General features: G+C 55.7%; 21 protein-coding genes. All 21 read right to left on the reverse strand.

Annotated elements, in window-relative coordinates; genetic code table 11:
- Positions 1–18: 18 nt before the first annotated feature.
- Positions 19–798, reverse strand: a complete 780-nt coding sequence (locus tag WC891_07750; GenBank protein MFA5867834.1) for a segregation/condensation protein A — start codon at positions 796–798, stop codon at positions 19–21.
- The gene (gene trpS, locus WC891_07755) at positions 795–1,781 is read right to left on the reverse strand and encodes a tryptophan--tRNA ligase (protein ID MFA5867835.1); all 987 of its coding nucleotides are present in this window, start codon (positions 1,779–1,781) and stop codon (positions 795–797) included. Before trpS ends, WC891_07750 begins: the two co-directional genes overlap by 4 nt.
- A gap of 15 nt (positions 1,782–1,796) precedes the next feature.
- Positions 1,797–2,297: an HD domain-containing protein gene (locus WC891_07760; protein ID MFA5867836.1), complete on the reverse strand. Its 501-nt coding sequence runs from the start codon at positions 2,295–2,297 to the stop codon at positions 1,797–1,799.
- A 4-nt stretch (positions 2,298–2,301) separates the two neighbouring features.
- A complete protein-coding gene (locus WC891_07765) occupies positions 2,302–2,964 on the reverse strand; it encodes a site-2 protease family protein (GenBank protein MFA5867837.1) in 663 nt (220 codons plus the stop codon).
- A 1-nt stretch (position 2,965) separates the two neighbouring features.
- Positions 2,966–4,237, reverse strand: a complete 1,272-nt coding sequence (locus WC891_07770) for a CCA tRNA nucleotidyltransferase (GenBank protein MFA5867838.1) — start codon at positions 4,235–4,237, stop codon at positions 2,966–2,968.
- A 25-nt stretch (positions 4,238–4,262) separates the two neighbouring features.
- Positions 4,263–5,534, reverse strand: coding sequence for a thymidine phosphorylase (locus WC891_07775; GenBank protein MFA5867839.1), 1,272 nt, complete (start codon positions 5,532–5,534; stop codon positions 4,263–4,265).
- A 1-nt stretch (position 5,535) separates the two neighbouring features.
- On the reverse strand, positions 5,536–6,741 hold the full coding sequence (locus WC891_07780) for a phosphopentomutase (protein MFA5867840.1): 1,206 nt from the start codon (positions 6,739–6,741) through the stop codon (positions 5,536–5,538).
- 4 nt (positions 6,742–6,745) lie between these two features.
- On the reverse strand, positions 6,746–7,711 hold the full coding sequence (gene xerD, locus WC891_07785; GenBank protein ID MFA5867841.1) for a site-specific tyrosine recombinase XerD: 966 nt from the start codon (positions 7,709–7,711) through the stop codon (positions 6,746–6,748).
- Positions 7,695–8,249, reverse strand: coding sequence for an NUDIX hydrolase (locus WC891_07790; protein ID MFA5867842.1), 555 nt, complete (start codon positions 8,247–8,249; stop codon positions 7,695–7,697). The genes xerD and WC891_07790 overlap by 17 nt, the downstream gene beginning before the upstream one ends.
- A gap of 23 nt (positions 8,250–8,272) precedes the next feature.
- The gene (locus tag WC891_07795; GenBank protein ID MFA5867843.1) at positions 8,273–9,361 is read right to left on the reverse strand and encodes a DUF3866 family protein; all 1,089 of its coding nucleotides are present in this window, start codon (positions 9,359–9,361) and stop codon (positions 8,273–8,275) included.
- Positions 9,361–10,320 carry a hypothetical protein gene (locus WC891_07800; GenBank protein MFA5867844.1) on the reverse strand — a complete coding sequence of 320 codons (960 nt, stop codon included), beginning with the start codon at positions 10,318–10,320 and terminating at the stop codon, positions 9,361–9,363. The genes WC891_07795 and WC891_07800 overlap by 1 nt, the downstream gene beginning before the upstream one ends.
- Positions 10,321–11,943, reverse strand: a complete 1,623-nt coding sequence (locus tag WC891_07805) for a CTP synthase (GenBank protein ID MFA5867845.1) — start codon at positions 11,941–11,943, stop codon at positions 10,321–10,323. It abuts the gene before it with no gap.
- 250 nt (positions 11,944–12,193) lie between these two features.
- Entirely contained in the window at positions 12,194–12,979 is a 786-nt protein-coding gene (locus WC891_07810; protein MFA5867846.1) for a hypothetical protein, read from the reverse strand.
- Positions 12,980–13,645: a glycosyltransferase family 2 protein gene (locus WC891_07815; GenBank protein ID MFA5867847.1), complete on the reverse strand. Its 666-nt coding sequence runs from the start codon at positions 13,643–13,645 to the stop codon at positions 12,980–12,982. It lies immediately after the preceding gene.
- Entirely contained in the window at positions 13,645–14,514 is an 870-nt protein-coding gene (locus WC891_07820) for a copper transporter (GenBank protein ID MFA5867848.1), read from the reverse strand. The genes WC891_07815 and WC891_07820 overlap by 1 nt, the downstream gene beginning before the upstream one ends.
- 9 nt (positions 14,515–14,523) lie before the next feature.
- A complete protein-coding gene (gene steA / locus WC891_07825) occupies positions 14,524–15,642 on the reverse strand; it encodes a putative cytokinetic ring protein SteA (GenBank protein ID MFA5867849.1) in 1,119 nt (372 codons plus the stop codon).
- A 30-nt stretch (positions 15,643–15,672) separates the two neighbouring features.
- Complete coding sequence (locus WC891_07830; protein MFA5867850.1) at positions 15,673–16,458, reverse strand: M23 family metallopeptidase; 786 nt, start codon at positions 16,456–16,458, stop codon at positions 15,673–15,675.
- Positions 16,455–18,110: a DNA repair protein RecN gene (gene recN, locus WC891_07835; GenBank protein MFA5867851.1), complete on the reverse strand. Its 1,656-nt coding sequence runs from the start codon at positions 18,108–18,110 to the stop codon at positions 16,455–16,457. Before recN ends, WC891_07830 begins: the two co-directional genes overlap by 4 nt.
- Positions 18,111–18,935 (reverse strand): TlyA family RNA methyltransferase, encoded by an 825-nt coding sequence (locus tag WC891_07840; protein MFA5867852.1) that lies wholly within the window; start codon positions 18,933–18,935, stop codon positions 18,111–18,113. It abuts the gene before it with no gap.
- Positions 18,928–20,907, reverse strand: a complete 1,980-nt coding sequence (gene dxs / locus WC891_07845; protein ID MFA5867853.1) for a 1-deoxy-D-xylulose-5-phosphate synthase — start codon at positions 20,905–20,907, stop codon at positions 18,928–18,930. The genes WC891_07840 and dxs overlap by 8 nt, the downstream gene beginning before the upstream one ends.
- Positions 20,908–20,914: 7 nt before the next feature.
- Positions 20,915–21,793: a polyprenyl synthetase family protein gene (locus tag WC891_07850; GenBank protein MFA5867854.1), complete on the reverse strand. Its 879-nt coding sequence runs from the start codon at positions 21,791–21,793 to the stop codon at positions 20,915–20,917.

The raw sequence follows: 21,793 nt of genomic DNA on the forward strand, positions 1-21,793 counted from the left end.
TCTTGGCTCTTGGCTATTCTAGTCCTCACTCCAGTGGTTTGAGTTAATCGCGGCCTCATCAACAAGCTTAACTTCGATGTCGCCGAACGTCTTGGCCTGACTGACGCCGATGACCCCGCGTTTGAAAAGCTCGAGGATGGTCAGAAAGACTACGATCTTCTCGATCCTGGACTCGGCTTTCCGGCAAAGGTAGCGGAAAGAACACGTTGGCTTCTTCTTAAGCTCTTTTAATAGGTCGACAGCCTTCTCGCCGACCGACAAGCTGTACAAAGCGATGTGGGAGGTATCAATCTCGAACGTCGGCTTAATCTGCAGAAGCTCCTGCGCCATGATGGACAAATCGGTCAACCTTATGCCCTGCAGAAAATCGGGCGCCAGGTCGGCGAAATCCTCTTCCGGCGCCGCCACCCTCATGAAGTGATAGCTCTGCTCTTCGGCCCGCCCTGACAGTTCCGCCGACATCGCCTGGAAAGTCATGTATTCGATCAAGTGGTCTATCAGGCTTTCCCGCGACTCCATTTCCCCGCGGATCTGTTCGATCTGGGCGGCTTCGTCGACCGGCAGCAGCGCGAAAGACTTAAGCTCCAGGAGCGTCGCCGCGATGACCAGGAACTCGCTGGTCAAATCCAGGTTAAGCTCCTTCATTTTGGTGACGTATTTCAGATAGTCGTCGGTGATCTTGGCGATGGGGACTTCGTAGATATCGACCTCTTGTTTGAGAATCAGGTCGAGCAGAAGGTCAAAAGGACCCGCGAAAACATCAAGTTTGATTTCGTAGGCCAGGGTGTCCGTGCTCACTCTACATTCATCCGCCCGCGAACGTCGTGCAGTGTTTTCTGGGCTTCCGGCCGGGCTTTCGCCAAACCGGCCGCCAGGACTTCATCGATGAATCCTTTCTTGGCGAGGAGCTCCCGGCGTTTCTCGCGGAAGCTTGCCAGCTGATTGATGATGTTTTCCGCCAGCTTGTCTTTGCAGACGGTGCAGCCGATACTGCCCGCCCGGCACTGTTTGGCGACTTCCTTGACGTCTCCGGGCGAGAACACGCCATGGCCGGCGAACACGCTGCACACTTCGGGATGGCCCGGATCGGTCGCCCTGACGCGCGCCGGGTCGGTAATCATCGAGCGGACCTTTTTGGTGATGACCTCCGGTTCGTCGCTTAAGTAGATGGCGTTGTCGTAGCTCTTGCTCATCTTCCTTCCGTCGAGGCCGATAACCTTGGGCGTCGCGGACAGAACGGCTTGCGGTTCGGTCAGGTTGGCTTTATACAGATGGTTGAAACGTCGGGCAATCTCCCTGGCCAGCTCGAGGTGCGGCAGTTGATCCTCGCCGACCGGAACCACGTTCGCGTGCATGATCAGAATGTCGGCCGCCTGCAAAACCGGATAGCCGAGGAAACCATAGGTAGCCACCAGCCTCTCGCCCAACTCCCTTAACTGATCTTTATAGGTGGTGTTGCGTTCCAGCCACCCCAGCGGGGTGATCATGGACAGATACAGATGGAACTCGGCGATTTCCGGGACGTCGGATTGCCGGTAAATTAAGCATTTATTGGGGTCGAGACCCATGGCAACCCAGTCGATGACCATCTCTTTGGTGTCATCCTGGAGCCTGCTCGTGTCTTTATACTTGGTCGTCAGGGCGTGCCAGTCGGCGATGAAGAAAAAGCAGTCGTACTTGTCCTGGGCGTCCAGCATGTTCTTAAGGTTGCCCTCGTAATGGCCGAGATGCATCCGTCCTGTCGGACGGTAGCCCGTTAACAGCCGCTTCCTTGTCGTCATGTTTGTCCTCTTTCGCTAGAAACGGTCGTCCGCGTCGCGCAAGACTCCGAGGTCGCGTTGCACGTCGGTCGGCGCTTCGCCGTTCTGGTGGAACCTGACCAAGCCGATAATATACGGATCCGCGGCCAACTCCTCGAGAATAGCCGCGCCAAGTTCCGGATGGTTCTTATGTACGTTGATCGCCCTGGCCAGCTTTCCTTTTCCCTTTTTGGCCAGCACGTCAGCCTCTTCGGGCTTATAGGCCTCGATCGCTACGCAGACGCTTCGTCGGATCAGCGTCAGCTCCGGACAATTGGCCTTGCCGATATCGTGCAGCAAACCGGCCCTGATGAGCGGCAGACCGGCTCCGTGTCCGGCCAGATACCGGCCGACGTCCAGGGCGTGCTTGCGGTCGTATCTGGACATGGTTTTGAACAGGTCAAGCTCGTCTTTGGTCAGGTAATCCGCTATGAAAGTATAGTCATTTTCGGTAAGCCTCGCAAACAGGCCCCGGATGAATTGTTTAACTCTTTTCACGGCGTCACAGTCCGAAAAGCGACAGCAATCTCAGCGGCCAGGTCATAAAGAAAGTGGCCAAACCGTCCACAATCGGCAGAATAATCAAGTTGAAAAAGCCAGGTACCAAGAAGAACAGGCCGAAGATGATAAAGATGCCGAAAGGCTCGATGGACATGTAGCCCTTCAACCATTTGTCGGGCATATAAGCCTCGACCAGGCGACTGCCGTCCAAGGGCGGCAGCGGGATAAGGTTAAAAACGGCCAGCACGCAATTCACTATGACCATCCGCCCCATTATCATAACGATCGCTCCCGGCGCCCATGAGTATACGGCAGCCAGAATAATTCCGGAAACGAACGCGATGGCCAGGTTGGAAATCGGCCCGGCAATTCCGACCCAGAAGAAATCCCGCCGGCCCCGTTTGAAGAACATCGGATTGACCGGCACCGGCTTAGCGGCCGCGAATAAAATCGGGGACCCGGTCAGGATCAGTAAGATCGGCAAAAGGATTGAGCCGAAGGGATCCAAGTGCGGCAAGGGATTGAATGTCAACCGTCCGGCGTTGCGGGCCGTCGGATCGCCCATAAGCTCGGCGACGCGGCCGTGCGCGTATTCGTGGACTACCACGCCGACCAGAAGCGCCGGCAGACTGTATAGCATGGCGGAAAGGCGCGTTAAATCCACTCTACGCGTCCTTAAGAAGACTCGAGGCCATCTCCCGCTCAGCTTCGCGGGTGCTGACCTTGCCGTCCAACTGCGCTTTTAGAACCTCTTTCAGAACACCGGCGAACAAAGCAGAGGGCTGGTAGCCCATAGCCACCAGATCGTTCCCATTGATAAGCGGTTTAGTTTTTCGAATCTCCATGAACCGCTTGACGTTCCGCCTGACCTCCGCGCCATACATAGCGTAGACATAAACAAGCGTCTCATTGGTTTTTCCGTGCAGTTCTTCCCAGACGGCGCTGGCCGACAGGTCGGCGTTTTCTAGACGCCGGCACGCTTCCGGCGCCCAGGCCATAGCGGCCAGAATCTCTTTTTGGCGGGTTTGGCTTAAGTTGATAAGGCAACCGAAAGCCTCTGCTACATCTTTATCGGCCGGCGACAATAACGCTTTCAAAAAAGCGGCGCTCCTTTTGTAGACATGCGTAAGACCGGGTTTCAGTTCATTCTCAGCCTTAACGATCTCGCGGAACAGTTTCATCGTTCCCGTATCTGCGTGCAAGCCGGGCGCGAGCGCGTTCCAGACGCCGAATTCCTCGAGGCGTTCAACCGCGGCCGCGGCGTCCTTTTCGTCGAAAATAGCCATAATCTCGTTCCGGATGCGAGCCCCCGAGATCGTTCGTAGAAGGTCGTCCTCTACACCGGCTTTGACCAGCTTCTCCGTTTCCTTCGTCATCCGGAAACCGAACCTTTGCTCAAAGCGGACGGCGCGGAATATCCTGGTGGGATCGTCAATGAAACTGCCGTGGTGAAGAACCCTGACGCGTTTCTTCTTGATGTCCTCGATACCTTCAAAATAGTCGAGCAACTCGCCGAAATTCCCTTTGTTTAAGGAAACGGCCATCGCGTTGATGCTGAAATCCCGGCGGTCCAAGTCGGCCTCGATGGGCCCGAACTCCACCTTCGGTAAAGCGCCGCCGGTCTCGTAAGTCTCGGTTCTGGCCGTGGCTACGTCGACGCGCCGCTTGCCCGGCAGCATCACCACAGACGTGCCGAAGCGATCGTGCATAACGACGTTGCCGTTTTTCCTGTCCGCCAGAAGGGCGGCGTAGGCCGGTCCATCGCCGTCGATGACCAAGTCGATATCCAGGTTCGGCCGGTCCATTAATAGGTCTCTGACGATTCCGCCGACCAGATAGACACGCACGCCGGCCTCTTCGGCCAGCGAACCAGATTCTTCAAGCAGTTCAAGGATTTCACGGGGCAACATGCCGCGGATGCGGTCGATTATTTCCATAGACAACAGTTTAGCATTTAAGGGATTAGGCGGGGGCGTTGACGGTTTCCAGGATGAGCGACCTGGGCTCCAAACGTTCCGGCCCGATCTCTATAAAGAGGCTCAAGCCCTGGGCCGTCGCCTCCGCGCCGACCTGGGAATCGCTGAACGCGTAGGCGATTTGCTCGCCTTTCTTGACCTCGTCGCCAATTTTCTTTTCCAGCATCAGACCTTGGCTTCTCTTCGCCAGCCAGCCGATATGCTCGGTGTCCATGGAACGCACAAAGCCGTTCTCTCTGGCTGCTACGCCTTCGAATATAACCGGTGACGGCAGTCTGGCCGGTTCTTTTATCATTGCCGGATCGCCGCCTTGCGCTTGTACCATCTCCGCCAGCTTGGCCGTCGCTTTCCCGCTGGCAATCGCCTCATCTATTTGCGCAGACGCTTCTTCCTTGTTGTCGGCGTAGCCGGCTTTTATCAGCATCATCGAAACGATCTCGTGTGACAGTTTTGACAAGTCGGCCGGTCCCCGACCGTTCAATGTCTGAATCGCCTCTCTGACTTCCAGAATACCCGTAACCGCGCGTCCGAGCGGCTGGCTCATATCGGTGATCAGCGCCGATACGCCGCGGCCGGCCGCCGCGCCCAGTTTCACGCACAGCTCCGCCAACGCTCTTGCGTCTTCAGTCGACTTCATGAAAGCGCCGCTGCCGGCTTTGACGTCCAGAACTATGTAGTCCGCGCCGGCGGCGATTTTCTTACTCATCACGCTGGAGGCGATCAGGGGTAGGCTGGCAACGGTCTTTGTTTTGTCTCTCAAGGCGTAAATCTTCTTATCCGCCGGCGCCAGCGTTTCGCTCTGTCCCGTGATGGCGACCCCGATCTCGTTAATCTGGTCGATAAATCGCTCTCTGGTCAGCTCCACGGACAATCCCGGAATCGCCTCGAGTCTGTCCAATGTCCCTCCGGTATGTCCTAATGACCGGCCGCTCATTTTGGCCACTTTCAAACCGCACGCGGCCGCCAGCGGGGCCACAACAAGCGTTGTCTTGTCTCCGACGCCGCCCGTCGAATGCTTATCCACTTTGAACCCATCTATCCCGGACAGGTCGACGGTCTCTCCCGACGCGACAAACGCGTGAGTCATCGCCAACGTTTCGTTGAAATCCATGCCTTTGGCAAAAACCGCTTTAAGCCAAGCTGTCATTTTCTCTTCGGAAATGATGTCCTTGGTGTATCCCAATACCACCCAGGCAATCTCTTTTGCCGTTAGCGCTTCCCCATTTATTTTCTTGTCGGTTATGTCGTCGATATTCACTTTACGCCTCTTGTTCTATATATCTAATATCATTGTAGAAACTATTTCCCGCTACGGGCACCTTGAACCCCATCAGGTCTGAAATCGTCTTGCCGACATCTGAGAAACTCGACCTTTCTCCCAAGGATACGCCCCTTCTTATGCCTTTTCCATAGACCATCAAAGGTACATATTCACGCGTATGATCTGTGCCAGGCATTGTCGGGTCGCAGCCGTGATCTGCGGTTATTATTAAGACGTCTGTTTGTCTCATCTCGCCCAGCAGTGTTTCCAGCATACTATCCGCCTCAAGTAAACCTTTAGCATACCCCTCTACGTCGTTGCGGTGGCCCCAGACCGTGTCGAATTCTCCGAGTATGGTGAACACTATCCCCGGCTCCCCCTCCTTCAACAATAAACCGGTTTGAGTAAACGCGTCGGCGTTGTTCTTGGTCTTAACCGCCTCAGTGATCCCGCGTCCGCTAAAAACGTCCCAGACCTTGCCGACCGACCACACCTTGACGCCTGCTTCCTTGGCATAGTCCAAAACCATTTTCTCCGTCGGGGCCAAACCAAAATCCTTGCGCCTTTCCGTCCTGACGAAATGCCCTTGCTTGCCCTTAAACGGCCTCGCGATGACCCGGTCGACGCCCAACGATCCTGTTAGAATGTTCCGTGCCGTAAGGCACATCTCATATAACCGCGGCACAGGAACGACGTCTTCGTGAGCCGCAATCTGCCAGACGCTGTCGGCCGATGTATAGACGATCGGAGAGCCGGTCGCCATATGCTCCGCGCCCAGTTCTTCGATGATTTCGGTGCCGCTGGCCGCTTTGTTTCCCAAAACGGGACAACCGATGCGGCGTTCGAACTCGGCCACGACTTCAGCTGGGAATCCGGCCGGAAAAACTGGAAACGGATTCTCCGTAACCAAGCCCATCATCTCCCAAAGGCCGACCGTCGTGTCCTTGCCGTGAGACCGTTCGGCCATTTTCCCGAAACAACCCAAAGGTGCCTTGACCGGCGGGACTCCTTTGATATCGGTGATTAAGCCGAAACCAAGCTTTGTCAGCGCCGGCAGCCTTAAGCCCCCGACGGCCGCGGCTATGTTGGCGATCGTATTGGCGCCGACGTCTCCGTATGCCGCCGCGTCGGGCAAAGCGCCGACGCCGAGACTATCGAAAACCAGGATTATTACTCGTGAAATAGGAGTCTTTTCTTCCCCCATTCCCCTATTCCCTTCTTCCCTTGATGTTTGCTCTTGGATGCGTGCTCATGTATTCCTCTTTCAGGTGATCCTTGGCCACGTGCGTATAGACCTGCGTCGTCGAGATCGAGGCGTGGCCTAACATCTCCTGAACCGCGCGCAGGTCGGCGCCTCCTTTAAGCAGATGCGTAGCGAAACTGTGTCGCAGCGTATGTGGCGTCAACTCCGGAAACCCGGCTTTGCCTCCCTGATTCTTTATCGTCTTCCACATTGTCTGGCGGCTCAAGCCGCGCCCTTGTCTGTTCAGAAACAGATGATCGTCGCGAGTCTTTCCGACGAGTTTTGGACGGCCGCTCATCAGGTATTTCTGCACCGCTCTGACCGCCGTTCCGCCGACCGGAACCAGACGTTCTTTTGAACCTTTGCCGAATACCCTCACGAACCCCTCTTCCGAGTCCAGGTCGCCCATTGTCAAGCCCGCCGCCTCGGAAACGCGTAAGCCGCTCGCGTACATAAGCTCCAGGATGGCCTTATCTCGCCAGCCCCGTGGCGTTTCCGGAAAGTCTCCGTCAAGCAGCTTGGCCACGTCCTCTATTGATAAAACCCTTGGCAGACGTTGGCTTTTTTTAACGTTAGCCACCGTTGCCATCGGATCGTTTGTTTGATAACCCTCTCTGACCAGGAACTTGAATAAGCCTCGGATAGCCGCGTGAGCCCTTCCGACCGACGCGGCGTTTAACGGAGTCCCTTCGGCCGTAAACGCTCCGTCGGCTAGTTCCCGGGAGTAGTCCAGGATATGCGTCTTAGTCACGTCCGAGAAATCGGTTATGCCCGCGCGCCCCAACCAGCGCATGAAGTTATTCAAATCAAGGGCATACGCTGAGGCCGTATTCTTGGCCAGACCTTTCTCCACCGAAAGAAAATTAAGGTACTCTCCGGCTTGGGCGGCCAGCTCCGGCGGGACCGGCAATTCTTTATTTCTCCCGTCCACTTCCGCCGGCCTCCAGATAAATCTTGATCATCCCGATGGCGGCTATTGTCTTGCCGTCCTCTATTCTGCCATCGTCGATCATTTTAATCGCTTCGGCCACGGTGACATCTACCGTACCGACGATTTCTTCCTCCGGTTCGTCCGCTACTTCAACAGACAGATCCTCGGCGGCATAGAGATGGAAAATCTCGTTGCTGTAGCCCGGAGAGGTGAAAAACGACGATATCGGGATCAGGCGGCCAGGGGCTTGACCGGTTTCTTCGATAAGCTCGCGCCGGGCGCAATCCTCAGGAGTTTCACCCGGGTCGAGTTTGCCGGCCGGTATCTCCAACAGCATCTTGTCGACGGCGTGACGGTACTGCTCGACCAGGATAATCTTATTGTCATCTGTCACGGGGATGATTCCGACCGCGCCGCCGTGCGTAATCACCTCGCGCTCGACGATTTTGCCTGACGGCATCCTTACCTCGTCGACCCTTACTTTAAGAACTTCCCCGTTGAATACCGATTTAGACCCAATAACCTCATAATCGTTCAAAGTATACTCTCCGCTCTCTGGTCTTAGCTCTTAGCTCTTTTGATCATCTTCGCAGCGACATATCCCGCGGCGCCGGCCGCCCGGAAAAATTCAGGCTCTTCTTTAAACCCTCGCTTCATGGTCGATGGCTTCAGGTCGAACATGTCCAACGCTTCCTCGGTATTGTCGCCCGCAATTATGGCAATCCTGTGTTTAGCGGCCAGCCCCGACATATTCATTTTCATCATGACCGCTTCGTGTTTGGAAGTGTCCATCCTGGGAATCGGGACATCGCAGGTTACCAGCGCCGCCAGCCCTAACGCGGCCACCGTTTGATCGCTAAGCCCTTGATGGCGGGCTCTTTTATCGGCAAAGTTGAGGCGCGGAATAGCGATCGGCCGGCCGCGCATCGCGGCCACCGCATTGACTATCTCGCCCTGTTCTATCCCTGAAAAACCCAAAAAGGTCTCTGTGCCCGCCACGCCGACGCCCATCGTCACAATGGCCGCCTCCGCTCCGCCTATCGCCTTGGCGGCCGCCAGGCCGCTGAAGACGTTTACGGCCTCCAGGTCGCCGCCGAAGGCTTGTCCCGTTGTGACCGTAATATCGATCAGTTCTTTCCGTTTCAGATGCCGAACCTGTTCGCTCAAAGCCATCGGCAGAGCCGCGCGGTCAGTCATTATATAGGCGAGTTTTTTATTCATGCCCGCCTGTTTCTTGAAAACCGCGGCTGCCGGGCCGAGCTGGCTGTGGAGCGTACCGACTATTACCGGCATACCAAAAAGGTCTTTGAAATCGCGCAGCTTATCCATGTTGCCGGCGGTTTGTTCCTCAGCCGCCAGGACGTTTAACTGAAGGGGCGAGTAACGGAGCTTCATGATATGCCCGTCGGCAGGCAGGTCCAGGTCGCCATGCTTTAGGTTCCACACTACGAAATGCCAACCGCCGCTCCCCAGGGCAAGTTCGCCGGCGGTTGTATTTATGATAACCTCGTCGCCGGCGGCGACCGGTCCGGTAAGATCGGGATAGGCGATAGCTTTAGCCTCCTCGCCTGACGTCTCCACGACAAGTCTGATTATGCCTTTTTCGTCCGCGAGGATATTCTTCACTGTCGCTTTGCGGTAAGAGGCCATTATCTCAACTCCAGGTTGGCGCTCCGGATTGACAGCTTGGGCGCGTTCGCTCCCTTGCCCGTCAACAAGCCCTTATCCAGCTGAGTATAGTACATCCGCATCTTGCCCAGGCTGACCAGGACCACGTCCGGATCCAACACCATGATGGCTCCTTTGTCCGCGGATACCCGAGCGCCCTTTTCCACTTCCCAATCATATCCGTTGGTGCTGCGCGCGCTTATGATGACCGCGCCGGTCAGCTTCTCTTCCGATTCCGATTTTACAAAATACATCCTGAACACGCCATCAGACATGACGATGACGCTGGGGTCCAGGCAGGCGTTTGGAAGACCGCTTAGCGTCCGTTTGCGCCAACTCTCGCCTTCGTCATCGGAAACCGCCAGTTTGATCGTGTCACCGTCCGAGTAATACATGTACCAGCTGCTGCCTCGCGGCTTTACGACGTCGGGCGTCGCGGCGATCTTCTGGTCAAAACGGTTGGTATCCTGCAGCCGGACGCCCTTTTCCTTCTTCCAGGTCGATCCGTCCGTGCTCACGGCGCTGAAGATGGCAAAGTTTTTCTGGGTGGCGTCGCTGCCTTCGTAAAGCATTCTGTAGCCGCCTTCTTTCAGTTTAATTATCGCGGGATTGTCGACCAACCTTTGGTCCTTGCTTTTCTTATTGGGATTTATCCTGACGCCCTCTTCTTTGCTCCACTTCAATCCATCCTGAGAAATGGCGCTTACTATCCCTTCCTCGACGGCGTAATACATTCGCCAACTGGCGTCTGGCAACCTGACGACGTCCGGAGAGATACCGACGTCTATACGGGCGCTTTCTTCCTTAGCCCAAACCTCTTCAGGCTCAGGGAAGGTTGTCTCGGCTTGCTTTAAGCCGAACTGGTAACCCGTATAGAAGAAAACGGAGAAGAGGACAACAGCCGAGGCTGCGACGGTCAGTTTAACCTTGTTGATTTTCATTTAGCTTGTCTTAAGCGTTTTTCTCGCCTTGGCGGCGCCGATAAAGTCGCGGAACAACGGATGGGGTCGGGTCGGACGTGATTTAAACTCGGGGTGGAATTGACTGGCCATAAAGAACGGGTGGTCTTTCAGCTCGATTATTTCAACCAGGTCCTGGTCGGGATTAATCCCGGAAAAGATAAGGCCGCCCTCGCTAAGTTTGTCGCGATATTTATTATTCACCTCATAGCGGTGGCGATGTCTTTCTTGAATGCGTTTTTTGCCGTAAGCCGCGGCTGCCTTGGTCCCGGGTTTTATATCACATGCGTAGAGGCCCAGGCGCATCGTGCCGCCCATCGCCTCAACATCCTGTTGTTCCTCCATAAGGTCGATTACCGGGTAGGGCGTTTCGGGTTCGAATTCCGTGCTGTTCGCGCCTTTTAACCCCGCTACGTGCCGGGCGAACTCGACCACCGCGACCTGAAGCCCCAGACAAAGGCCGAGGTACGGCAGATTATGTTCCCTGGCGAACCTGGCCGCCTGAATCTTACCCTCGATTCCCCGGATGCCGAAGCCGCCCGGAACGACTATCCCGTCCACGGTCGACAGCTTCTCTTCGGCAATGTCCGAAGCTAGTTCGTCCGCGTCGATCCAGGCAACGTCGATTTTACAGTCGTGCGCGAATCCGGCGTGCTTGAGAGCTTCCAAGACGCTCATATAGGCGTCCGTTAGCTGAACATACTTACCGACCAGGCCGATTGTTAGCCGATTGTCCGACGCTTCGATCCGTTGAATCTTGCTCACCAGCTGGTTCCAATTCGTCAAATCGACGCCGGTGGCCACGATACCCAGCCGGTTGACCACGATATCGTCCATCCCTTCCTCAAACAGGGCCAGCGGGACATGATAGATACTTTCGGTGTCGACCGCGCTGATCACGGCCTCGATATCGATATCGCAAAGGAGCGCGATCTTCTGCTTAACTTCGGGCGTCAGCTCCCTGTCGGACCGGCACACGATTATGTGAGGCTGGATACCCAAACCGCGAAGTTCCTTTACGCTGTGTTGGGTAAGTTTAGTCTTAAGCTCGCCGGCCGTCTCGATAAAGGGAACCAAGCTGACGTGAATGTAAAGGACGTTTTCTCGTCCCAGGTCCTTCTTAAGCTGGCGGGCCGCTTCCAGAAACGGCAGGCCCTCGATGTCGCCGACGGTCCCGCCGATTTCGGTGATGACGACGTCGACGCTTTTGTCTTGCGCCGCGGCGATGATCCGTTCTTTAATCTCGTTGGTTATGTGCGGTATGACCTGAACGGTGCCGCCCAGAAAATCCCCGCGACGTTCTTTGTTCAGGACAGTCCAGTAAACCTGACCCGCGGTCACGTTATGATTCTGGGTTAGATTCTCGTCGATGAACCGCTCGTAGTGGCCGAGGTCGAGATCGGTTTCCGCCCCGTCGTCGGTAACAAATACCTCTCCGTGCTGGAAAGGATTCATGGTGCCTGGGTCGATGTTAAGGTAGGGATCGATTTTTTGAATTACTACTTTCAGGCCGCGGGCTTTCAGGAGACACCCAAGTGAGGCAGCGGTGATACCTTTGCCTAATGATGACGCCACGCCTCCGGTTACAAATATGAATTTGGTCATCAATCACCCTTCTGACCCCATTAAGGCCACAAACGGTTTTTTACATTATAGCCATAATTAGCTCTTAAATGTAGACATTTATTGCGTCATCCTGGGCTCGCGTCATGCGAACAGTCATCTTGGGGCTGCGGTTTGCAGCCGCAAGAACTAAGACGCTACTTACTTTACCAACTAAACTCGTGCCCTGTAGGACAGAAACATAATTCAGCTAAAATCGTGCATGGTGGATCGCTTTAACAAGAGATGCGTCTTATATTCGGCGGCCGGCTTCGTCGAGGCGTTTCAGAAAAGGCGTCGCCTCGATCACTTTGGAGAAAGACCAGCGTTCGCTAGCTAGGTTTAGGGCGACCAGAAGAACCGCCAGCGCGATCTTGAGCAAAGGCCCAGCCATCACCATCAGAATGAAACCTATAGAGGCGCCAAGTACGTTCGATCCGGCGTCGCCAAGCATATACCTTTCACGCAGGTCTCCGGCGAACAACCCGGCAGCTATGGCGACGAGCGGCATAGAAAACGGCCAGATAACAGTCTTTGACGCGTAAATGCCCCAGCCCGCCAAGGGCAATAAAGAGGTGAAGTACCCTTTAAAAGCACGTCCAGGACGCAGGTCCAACAAGTTGAAAACGTTTATTGCCAAGGCGACGACAAGGCCGTTCAATATAACCTCGGGCAGAGTTGGCTGGGTTGGCACCCACCAGCCGACCGCCAGACCGGCCAAGCCGCCGCCCACGGCTTTTATCAAACCGGTCGTGACGCGTCCTTTAAACAGTGCTGCTATATGGCCCTTGAAGCCCCTAGCCTGGCCGCCTCCGATTACGTCGTCAAGCAGCCCCAACAGACAGACGAAGACCACCAATCCGTAATAAGCCACCCACATCCGGTTATCTATGTTCTCGAAGTTTGTTATTCCGGACCATCCAAGGTCTGACAGGTTTATCAATAATGGTATGAATAAAAGAATCCCCGGAATGAAGACCACGCCTAGACTTGTCGGAATAAGGCGGCCTTTGTAGTTCTCTTTTGTCGGCCAAAACATCTATTTTCTCCCCCTCAGGGCGACCTTGAGGATGGCAAGAAACTGCCGGCCGCGATGTATGAAGCCCCGGACGTTGCGATAAGTATAGCTATGCGCGAAGGCCGCCGGCACTTCCTTTACTTTTAAGCCCGACCGTAAAACATCGACGGTCATAGCCGTCTCCAGGCCGTAACCCTGGGCGAATGGATACGCCGCCTTGAAAGCCTTTTCATTCAAAGCCCGCTGTCCGCTAAGAGGCGCTTCCGCCTCGGATCCCGTCTTGCTCTTTATGACCCGCCTGGCCAACCCGAGCGCCAGTCCGAAGCCGCCGGTGCCCTCTTTCTTAGGCAGCACGGCCACGGTCATGTCCGTCTGTCCGCTGAGAATGGGGTCAAGCAGTTTGCCGGCCTCGGACGCGGTTTTTCCGGTATCACCGTCTATCAACAAGATCACGTCGAAGGGTACGCCGCCGCTTAGCGCTTTGTTGACGGCGCCGCCTTTTCCCAGATTGCGGCTCAACCGGACGACGTCGGCCCCGGCCGTTTCGGCAGCGTTCGCGGTGTCGTCCGTTGAAGCGTCGTCGACCACGATAACATTATTTATGCCGGGGACGGCGCGCAGAGCTTGAACCGTGGCGCCGATCCGGTCCGCCTCATTGTAAGCGGGTACGAGGGCAACGGTTTTCACTACTGGTTTTTGGTCGGTTCCGGCATCAGCGTGTCGGCGGTCGCCTTCTCGCCGAAATCGCCTGCTTGTCCGGCCAGGATGTAAACGACAGCTATCTGGCCTGACGCTTTATCTATATTGTCAACCGTGTTTATGTTTAACCCCTGATACGTCTTCATATATGAGGTTTTGACATTCGACGTCTCGACGCCGGCCAGGGTAACCGGCAATTGCTTTAACGTTTTGATAATTTGCTCGTCCAGTTGTTCCGGAGGCAGATTCTTGCCGCCGTTTTGCGAGCCGCCGATGACGATAACCGCTTGCACGGTCTTATCGAAGGTGCCGCTGGTCTGCATAAAGCCCGCATCGACAAGATCGTTAATCCCCTTCGGGTTCAGTCCGTCGGCAATCCAGCGGGCTGTTTCCTCCAGCGCCTTATTCCGCGTCGCGGCCTGGCCTTGGGGGTTACCGCCGACGATGGCGGCAACCTTCTCCGCCGTGTTCTTGTTGTCCAAACCAAGCTTGCCGGAGAAAGTGGTCACCGATTGCTGCGTCGCGCCGGCCTGTTCCAAAGAAGCCTTTAGGTTCTTCAACGTCGTAGCGTCGACATCACCCGTTACGATGACTGCAACATTTTGTTGAGCCAGTTTGCCTTCGGTAAGAAGCGCGATGGCCCCTTCCTGAAATCTCGTCGCTACCGCCAGCTGACTGTTTAATTCGGCATTCGACGAGCGGAGTTTCTCGAAATCCTTTTCCATGGTGGCGATCAAAGCACGCTCCTGCTCGCTGACGACGCCGCGCTCGGCGCTCATTGAGCCCATGACGACGCCTATGCCCAGGGCCAGAAAAACGGCCACCAGCGATACGATATGGTATTTGAAATCGAACATTATGTCCTCCTAGATCCCCAAAAGCAATCTTATTTTCAATATTATGAGCCTTGTGAAATCACGCAGCGGCGGCGAACTCTGAACTATCAACAATAGCGTGAAGACAGCCGCCAGGATAACCACCAACAGATAGGACGGCTTTACCGTCGCCCGATACAACTTGTTGACGCCCTTGGCGTCGACCAGCGCCGGCCCGATCCGCAACCGGACCAGGAACGTACTGGCCATCCCCTTTCGACCTTTGTCCAGGAACTCAACCATATTGGCGTGGCTGCCGACCGCCACGATCAGTTCGGCCCCCTGCTCGTAGGCCAACAGCATAGCTATGTCTTCGCTGGTGCCCGGACTCTTAAAAACCAGGTGAGTCAAACCCAGCGTCTCAAGACGCTTGACGCCCGGCGCTCTTCCGTCCGGATATGCGTGCACGACAAGTTCTTTGGCGCTCCGCAGCGCTTTCTCGGTGACGCTGTCCATGTCGCCGATTACGACATCCGGGGTATAATTCGCGTCCAGCAGCGCGTCGGCTCCGCCGTCTACGCCGATAAGCACCGGTTTGAATTCACCTATATACGCCTTAAGCGTTTTTAAGTCCTCTTTGTAATCATAGCCGCGGGCGACGACCAAAGCGTGGCGGCCCCGAAAACCAACCTTTGTCTCGGGCACCAAAACGCCTTCGAAAAAATGTTTTTCCTTCTCGATGAATTCCAAAGTGTTTTGGGCAAACTTCTCAAGCTCGTTGCCCATATTGGCCTGGGCTGCCTCCATCGCTTCCTCGACTTTGGCTCTGGTCAGGATAACGCCCCGGCAGACCGCTTTATGGTTCAGGACGACCGTGTCCTTGCTTATTTGGACTATGTCGCCCTCCTTGATTTGCGACATAGCTTCCTTGCCGACGTTGTCCAGAAGGTATATCCCGGCGTCGGTCAGGATTAACGGGCCCAGGTTCGGATAACGGCCGCTGATACTCTTGGCCGCGTTCACAACGACGTCGACACGGCTGTCGACCAGACTTTCGGCTGTGACGCGATCGATGTCCTCATGATCGATAAAAGCGATATCCCCCGGCTTGAGACGCTTCACCAGGTTCTTGGTTTTCTTATCTAATTTCGCCGTCCCCTTGTACTTCATTACTCTCTGCTCTCCGCTCTTTGCTCTCGGCTATTGCCCCGGTTCCGGCGTGTTCACTTGTACGTGAACGTGCGGCGTCGGAGGTTTCACGTAATCGTCAAGCTCCGAGGCAAAATACGGGCGCCAGTCACGAGGAATCCCCATAACGGTTTTCCCCTGCTTCACCTTATCGCCCGGTTTGACCTTGATTTGATCTATATGCAAGAACGCCACCCGGACGTTTGGCAATCCGTCCGGCACCACTTCCACTTGCAGGTCCTCGAATTCTTCGTAGATGACTTTCGATTCGATTTTTATGACCGTCCCGCTGACCGGGGCCAAAACCGGTGTGCCCGGGTCCATGGCGATGTCGGCCACGGTCGTGCCGTACGCATATTCGCCGCGAGTCTCCATTATATAATACGTCGGAAGTTGAGCCTTACTATCGAGCGACACGTCTACGTCCGAGCCGTTGTCGTTTATAAGACACTGCCCGATCGGCGTCAGGGAATAAGCCCGCAAATGGCTTGATTCATGGTACCCGATGCCCCGAATGTTCTTATACGGGGCATATAGGTATAACGTCAGCCCGAGTTCCGGCACGGTCGCGAACGGTAGAATCAGTTTTGATGTCCGCTTTTTAGCGGTGTCGGTGGCCGTTTCTATGGTGTCTGAGGCCGGCTTGATCGTCATGGCCGATTTGACCGCTTTGGCGGCCCAGGCGGAACGGGCGACTCTGGTCACCGTCCAGGCTCCGGCAACCAGCGCAAGCACGACGACCGCGCCTAGTGCCCAATACAACGACCAGATCCGGAAGTGTTCTCTGACGGGGTTCATTCGCTTTCTTGGCGCGCGGTTTTCGCGCGCGCGGCGGTTAAGAGTTCTCGCGCATGCTGTTTTGACGTCTCTGCTGTAGCTTCTCCTCCGGTCAGCATCCTGGCCAGCTCGTTTACCCGGCCTTCCTCGCTAAGAACCTTGACTGAAGTATAGGTCGCGCCGTCCCTCACGGATTTTGAGACAAATAAATGCGTCCCCCCGTAGGCGGCGATTTGCGGTAGATGGGTAATACAGATTACTTGGTGATTCGCGGAAAGCTGTTTTAATTTGGCGCCGACCGCCGCGGCGGTTTCCCCGCCGATGCCTGAGTCGATCTCGTCAAAAATCAGAATCGGCACAGGGTCCGCTTGGATGAAAGCGATCTTGAGCGCCAGCATGATACGTGAGACCTCGCCGCCGGAGGCCACCTTGGCGAGCGGTTTCAGACCTTGCCCCACGTTCGGGCTTAACAGAAACTCGATTCTGTCTTTGCCGGCTGGGGTCAAATCCAAAGTCTCCCCGAAGCCCACCTTGAACCTGCACCCTTTGAGGTTTAATTCGGCCAGCTCCGCCTCTACCCGTTTTTCCAGGACGCCAGCCGCTTGCCGCCTTTTGGCGGTCATGTCCTCGGATAGAGCGTACAGGGACGCTTCCAGCTCGCGCCGGCGCGCGTTTAGCTCGTCCATCCGGGCGCTGCTATCTTCTATTTTCTCAAGCTCTGCTTTAGCCTTATCTTTGTATTTAAGTACTGCCTCTATCGTGTCGCCGTATTTCTTCTTTAGTATTTTGATGTACTCGAGCCGGGCCTCCGCTTCGTTTAACCTGGCCGCGTCGTACTGGATGCCGGCGCGATAACCGTATAAATCCCGCGCGATCTCGTCGGCCTCAATGGCCAGGCTTTCCAGCTTCTCGGCTTGGTTTTTTAGGTTCTCCTCGATCTGGGCGACCGGTTGGATTTCCCTGGCCGCCGTGTTTAAAGCGTCGACTCCTCCCGCCGTTTCATCCTCGCCCCTTAAGGCTTCAATGGCTCCGGAGACTGCTTTAGCCAGTGTCCCGGCGCTTCTTTGAATCAGCAACTCCTTCTCCAGCGTCTCGTCCTCGCCCAGTTCAGGCGCTGTCCGCTCGATCTCTTCCACCTGGAAACGCATCAGGTCCAGCTGGCTCAAACGACTGCGCTCGGCCGCCGATATCGCGTTCAGCTCGTCTTCAATCCCGGAGAACTCCGCGTAAGCCTCTTCGTAATTGGCTCTCACGCCTAACAGCTCTTCCCCGCCAAAACCGTCTAAATAGTTCAGGTGCGTGGAGACCTTCAAAAGCGCCTGGTGTTCGTGTTGCCCATGAAAATCGACCAGTCCGTCGGCTATTTCGGCGAGCATGCCGACGTTGGCCAACTGCCTGTTTATAAAGCACTTGTTCTTGCCGGCGGCGGTCACGGACCGCGCCAGGACCGTCTCCTTGCCGTTTACGTTAATCAACGCCTCTACTTCAGCCTCGTCACCCGCAGCCCCGATCAAAACGGGGTCGGCCCTTTTTCCCAGAAGCAGATTCATCGCCTCAAGGACGATGGTCTTGCCCGCGCCGGTCTCTCCGGTCATTATGTTCAGGCCGGCCTCGAACTTTATATGCGCTTCGTCAATCAACGCGAAGTTTTTTATGCGCAGGTCTGTTAGCATTTACTTCTTCTCCAGCGCCTCATGCGCCTCATCAACAACCTTTTTGATACGAGTCTCGATTTCCAGCTCTTTGCTCTCCGCTCTCCGCTCTCCGCTACTTTGCTTCATCCAGGCCAAGAATTCTATGTTCCCCTCGGCCCCGGTCACGGGCGAATAGGTCAATCCCATAAGCCTTAATCCGCGGCCGTTCAAACGCGAAATCACGTCCGCGAGTATCTCTTCGTGCCGGGAAGCCTCCCTTATTATACCGCCTTTGCCGACCTTGCCTTTACCGGCTTCGAACTGGGGTTTTATTAGAAAAATAAAATCCGCGTCTGGCTCGCTTAGACTAACCAAAGCCTCCGCGACCGTAACCAAAGATATGAACGACAGATCGGCCGTTATAACCTCGGCTTTGGCGGGCAGGTCTTCGGATGTAAGGTGACGGACGTTGGTCCTTTCCAGAACCAGCACGCGCGGGTCTTGCCTGAGCTTCCAGGCCAGCTGGCCGTAACCGACGTCTACGGCCATGACGCTGGCAGCCCCGCGCTCAAGCAGGACTTCGGTGAAGCCTCCCGTTGAGGCGCCGGCGTCCAGAGCGACGCGTCCCTTAACCTCAAGGTCGAAAACATCCAGCGCCCTGTTTAGTTTGTCCGCGCCTCGCGACACATACGCGTTATCAGGCTCGACATAAACAGAAGCCCGGTTATCCGTAGCGGCTCCGGGCTTATCGGCGATATTGTTTTCGATTCTAACCCGCCCGGCCATGATGGCCCGGCGCGCTTTCTCCCTGCTCTCAAAGATGCCCCGCTCGACCAGCAGGGCATCCAGCCTCATCTTAGTCATTCACTCCGTTTATCCTGGACAAAAAGACTTTGCGGATACCTTTCATGAGCCGGCCGTTGCCGCCTGAAGCAACCGCGGCGCGGGGCGTCTGCGCGTGGATAAAACGCTCCTCGATGGCGTCGGCTATTTTCTTCGGGCTTAAGCCCAGTTTATCCAGGAGTTTGTCGATCGCGCCGTGTTCGATAAAACCATCGGGCAGGCCCAGCGTCAACGCGTCGACTTCAATACCGCGCTTAGCCAGCGCGCCTAGAACGCTTTCTCCGAAACCCCCGCTTAAAGCGTTTTCCTCGATAGTTACCAGCAACTTATGGCGGGTGGCGGTCGCGGCGATCAAGTCTTCGTCAATAGGTTTGGCGAATCTGGCGTTGATAATGCTCGCCGAAATACCGCGTTTGTCTAACAACTCCGCGGCGCGTTTCGCCGCTTCGACCATAGTGCCTATGGCGACTATGGAGACATCATCGCCTTCTTTTTCGATTTGAGCCCTTCCCGGCTCCAACGGCACGATCGGCCCGGAAATATCGACGCCGATACCGTTGCGCCTCGGATAGCGGATGGCCACCGGGCCGGACAGCTCGAAAGCCGTTTTGAGCATCCGCCTTAGTTCGTTTTCATCCTTTGGCGCCATAACGGTCATGCCCGGCACGACTGCCAGATAAGTTAAGTCGAACACGCCGTGATGCGTCGGCCCGTCCTCGCCGACCACGCCCGCGCGGTCTACAGCCAAGACAACGGGTTGGCCTTGAAGACAGACATCGTGAATCACTTGATCATAAGCGCGCTGTAAGAAGGTGGAATAGATGGCGGCCACCGGTTTCAGCCCGCCCAGCGCCAGCGCCGAGGCGAAAGCGACCGCATGCTGTTCGGCAATACCTACATCATAGAATCGGTCAGGAAACTCGTCAGCAAATTTGTCCAAGCCGGTACCACTCTTCATAGCCGCCGTTATGGCGACTATGCTGTCGTCCTCGCGCGCCAGCTCGACTAAGGCCTCGCCGAAAACCTTGGTGTATGACGGCGGAGTCGACTTGCCCTTGATGGGCTCTCCGGTGGCGATATCGAAAGGAGTAGTCCCGTGAAACTTGTCGGGAAAATTCTCGGCCGGTGGGTAGCCCTTGCCTTTCTTGGTGACTACGTGCAGCAAGACCGGCGTATTTAATTCCTTGGCCAGCCTAAGGTTCTTAGCCAGGAGTTCGATATTGTGTCCGTCGATGGGGCCGACATAGGTGAACCCGAGTTCTTCAAAAATCATACTAGGCACAACCATCTGCTTAATGCTGCTCTTAACATGCTTCCCGAACTCGTAGACTTTCTCGCCGACACGCGGGATCTTCTTCAAATCGTCCTCAAAACCCTCTTCAGCGCGACGATAGCGGCGATCCAGCCGTATCCTGCCCAAATAGCTGGCGAAAGCGCCGACGCTCGGGGATATAGACATCTCGTTGTCGTTCAAGACTACCAGGACGTTGCTTTTGATATGGCCGGCGTGATTCAGCGCCTCGTAAGCCAAGCCCGCTTGAATCGAACCATCGCCGATAACCGCGATGGCCTTCCCTTCCACGCCGCGTTGGCGCATCGCTTCGGCCAAGCCGACGGCGAAACTGATGGACGTCGAACTATGCCCGGTGTCGACGATATCGTGCTCGCTTTCGGCCCGTTTCGGAAATCCGCTTATCCCCCCGAACTGGCGGAGGTTGTCGAACGCGTCATTCCGTCCAGTGATCATTTTATGGACGTAACACTGGTGTCCCACGTCCCAGATGATCTTGTCTTTCGGACTGTCGAAAACGTAGTGGAGGGCTAAGGTAAGTTCGACGACGCCTAAACTCGGCGCGAGATGCCCGCCGGTCTTGGATACGTCCTCGATCATCTTGGTTCGAATCTCACCGGCCAGGACATCCAGCTCTTCAGCTGATAGGTCCTTAATGTCGGCGGGGGATTTTACCTTATCCAAAAGTTGTGTGTCGGCCATCTTAAGATCAACCTGTTCTTTCTACCACAAAAGCGGCTAGATTTCTGAGCGGCCCTGTTTCCAAGTCAATATCTTCCACGGCGGCCACGGCGGCTTTAGCCTCCTCGGCGGCCTTTTGCCTGGCCGCGTCAAGACCCGCTACGGCCGGATACGTCGCCTTATGTTTGGCTCGATCCTGACCCGGCCTTTTTCCTAATTCCTCAACGCTCCCGGTCTCGTCTAAAATATCGTCTGTAATCTGAAAAGCCAGACCTAAGTGGTTCCCGTATTCGGTCAGCGCATTGAGGTCTTTGTCTCCAGCTCCGGCCAGTATGGCTCCCGCCCTAACCGAGGCCCGGATCAGCCGGCCGGTTTTGTGGGTGTGGATATATAGAACGGTATCCAGATCTACGTGCCGCCCGGTCGACTCCATGTCGACAAACTGTCCGCCGACCATGCCTCCCGGTCCGGCCGCTTCGGCCAGCTCGTTGATTGTCTTTATAATACTACGCTGTTCAGATGCCTTCTGCAACCTGCTTACAAGGGCAAACGCCTCGGCGAACAGGGCATCTCCGGCCAGAATCGCGATGTCCTCGCTGAATTTCCGATGGCATGTAGGCAGACCCCTTCTTAAGTCATCGTTATCGATAGCCGGTAGGTCGTCATGAATGAGCGAGTATGTGTGGATATACTCGATCGCGCAAGCGGTTGGCATGACCGACTCGCCCTCGGCGCCGCAGGCTTCGGCTGCCAGGATGGTGAGTATGGGCCGGAATCTTTTGCCTCCGGCAAAAAGGCTGTAGCGCATAGCGCGATAGATTATCTCAGGGTAGGTATCGGCCGGCGGAAAGAAGGTTTCCAGCGCTTCCTCAACCAGCTCGCGTATATCATCCGGGTATCGGGGCAT

This window comes from Actinomycetota bacterium (assembly GCA_041658625.1).
GTDB lineage: Bacteria > Actinomycetota > JAHEXW01 > JAHEXW01 > JAHEXW01 > JBAZZW01.

What these genes read in the sequence shown, in the direction of transcription:
- recN (MFA5867851.1), bottom strand. Translation starts at nt 18,110, where the DNA reads ATGCTAACAGACCTGCGCATAAAAAACTTCGCGTTGATTGACGAAGCG.
- dxs (MFA5867853.1), bottom strand. Translation starts at nt 20,907, where the DNA reads ATGGCCGACACACAACTTTTGGATAAGGTAAAATCCCCCGCCGACATT.
- WC891_07810 (MFA5867846.1), bottom strand. Translation starts at nt 12,979, where the DNA reads ATGTTTTGGCCGACAAAAGAGAACTACAAAGGCCGCCTTATTCCGACA.
- WC891_07805 (MFA5867845.1), bottom strand. Translation starts at nt 11,943, where the DNA reads ATGACCAAATTCATATTTGTAACCGGAGGCGTGGCGTCATCATTAGGC.
- WC891_07800 (MFA5867844.1), bottom strand. Translation starts at nt 10,320, where the DNA reads ATGAAAATCAACAAGGTTAAACTGACCGTCGCAGCCTCGGCTGTTGTC.
- WC891_07770 (MFA5867838.1), bottom strand. Translation starts at nt 4,237, where the DNA reads ATGGAAATAATCGACCGCATCCGCGGCATGTTGCCCCGTGAAATCCTT.
- WC891_07830 (MFA5867850.1), bottom strand. Translation starts at nt 16,458, where the DNA reads ATGAACCCCGTCAGAGAACACTTCCGGATCTGGTCGTTGTATTGGGCA.
- WC891_07840 (MFA5867852.1), bottom strand. Translation starts at nt 18,935, where the DNA reads ATGACTAAGATGAGGCTGGATGCCCTGCTGGTCGAGCGGGGCATCTTT.
- trpS (MFA5867835.1), bottom strand. Translation starts at nt 1,781, where the DNA reads ATGACGACAAGGAAGCGGCTGTTAACGGGCTACCGTCCGACAGGACGG.
- steA (MFA5867849.1), bottom strand. Translation starts at nt 15,642, where the DNA reads ATGAAGTACAAGGGGACGGCGAAATTAGATAAGAAAACCAAGAACCTG.
- WC891_07780 (MFA5867840.1), bottom strand. Translation starts at nt 6,741, where the DNA reads ATGGGGGAAGAAAAGACTCCTATTTCACGAGTAATAATCCTGGTTTTC.
- WC891_07795 (MFA5867843.1), bottom strand. Translation starts at nt 9,361, where the DNA reads ATGGCCTCTTACCGCAAAGCGACAGTGAAGAATATCCTCGCGGACGAA.
- WC891_07820 (MFA5867848.1), bottom strand. Translation starts at nt 14,514, where the DNA reads ATGTTCGATTTCAAATACCATATCGTATCGCTGGTGGCCGTTTTTCTG.
- WC891_07850 (MFA5867854.1), bottom strand. Translation starts at nt 21,793, where the DNA reads ATGCCCCGATACCCGGATGATATACGCGAGCTGGTTGAGGAAGCGCTG.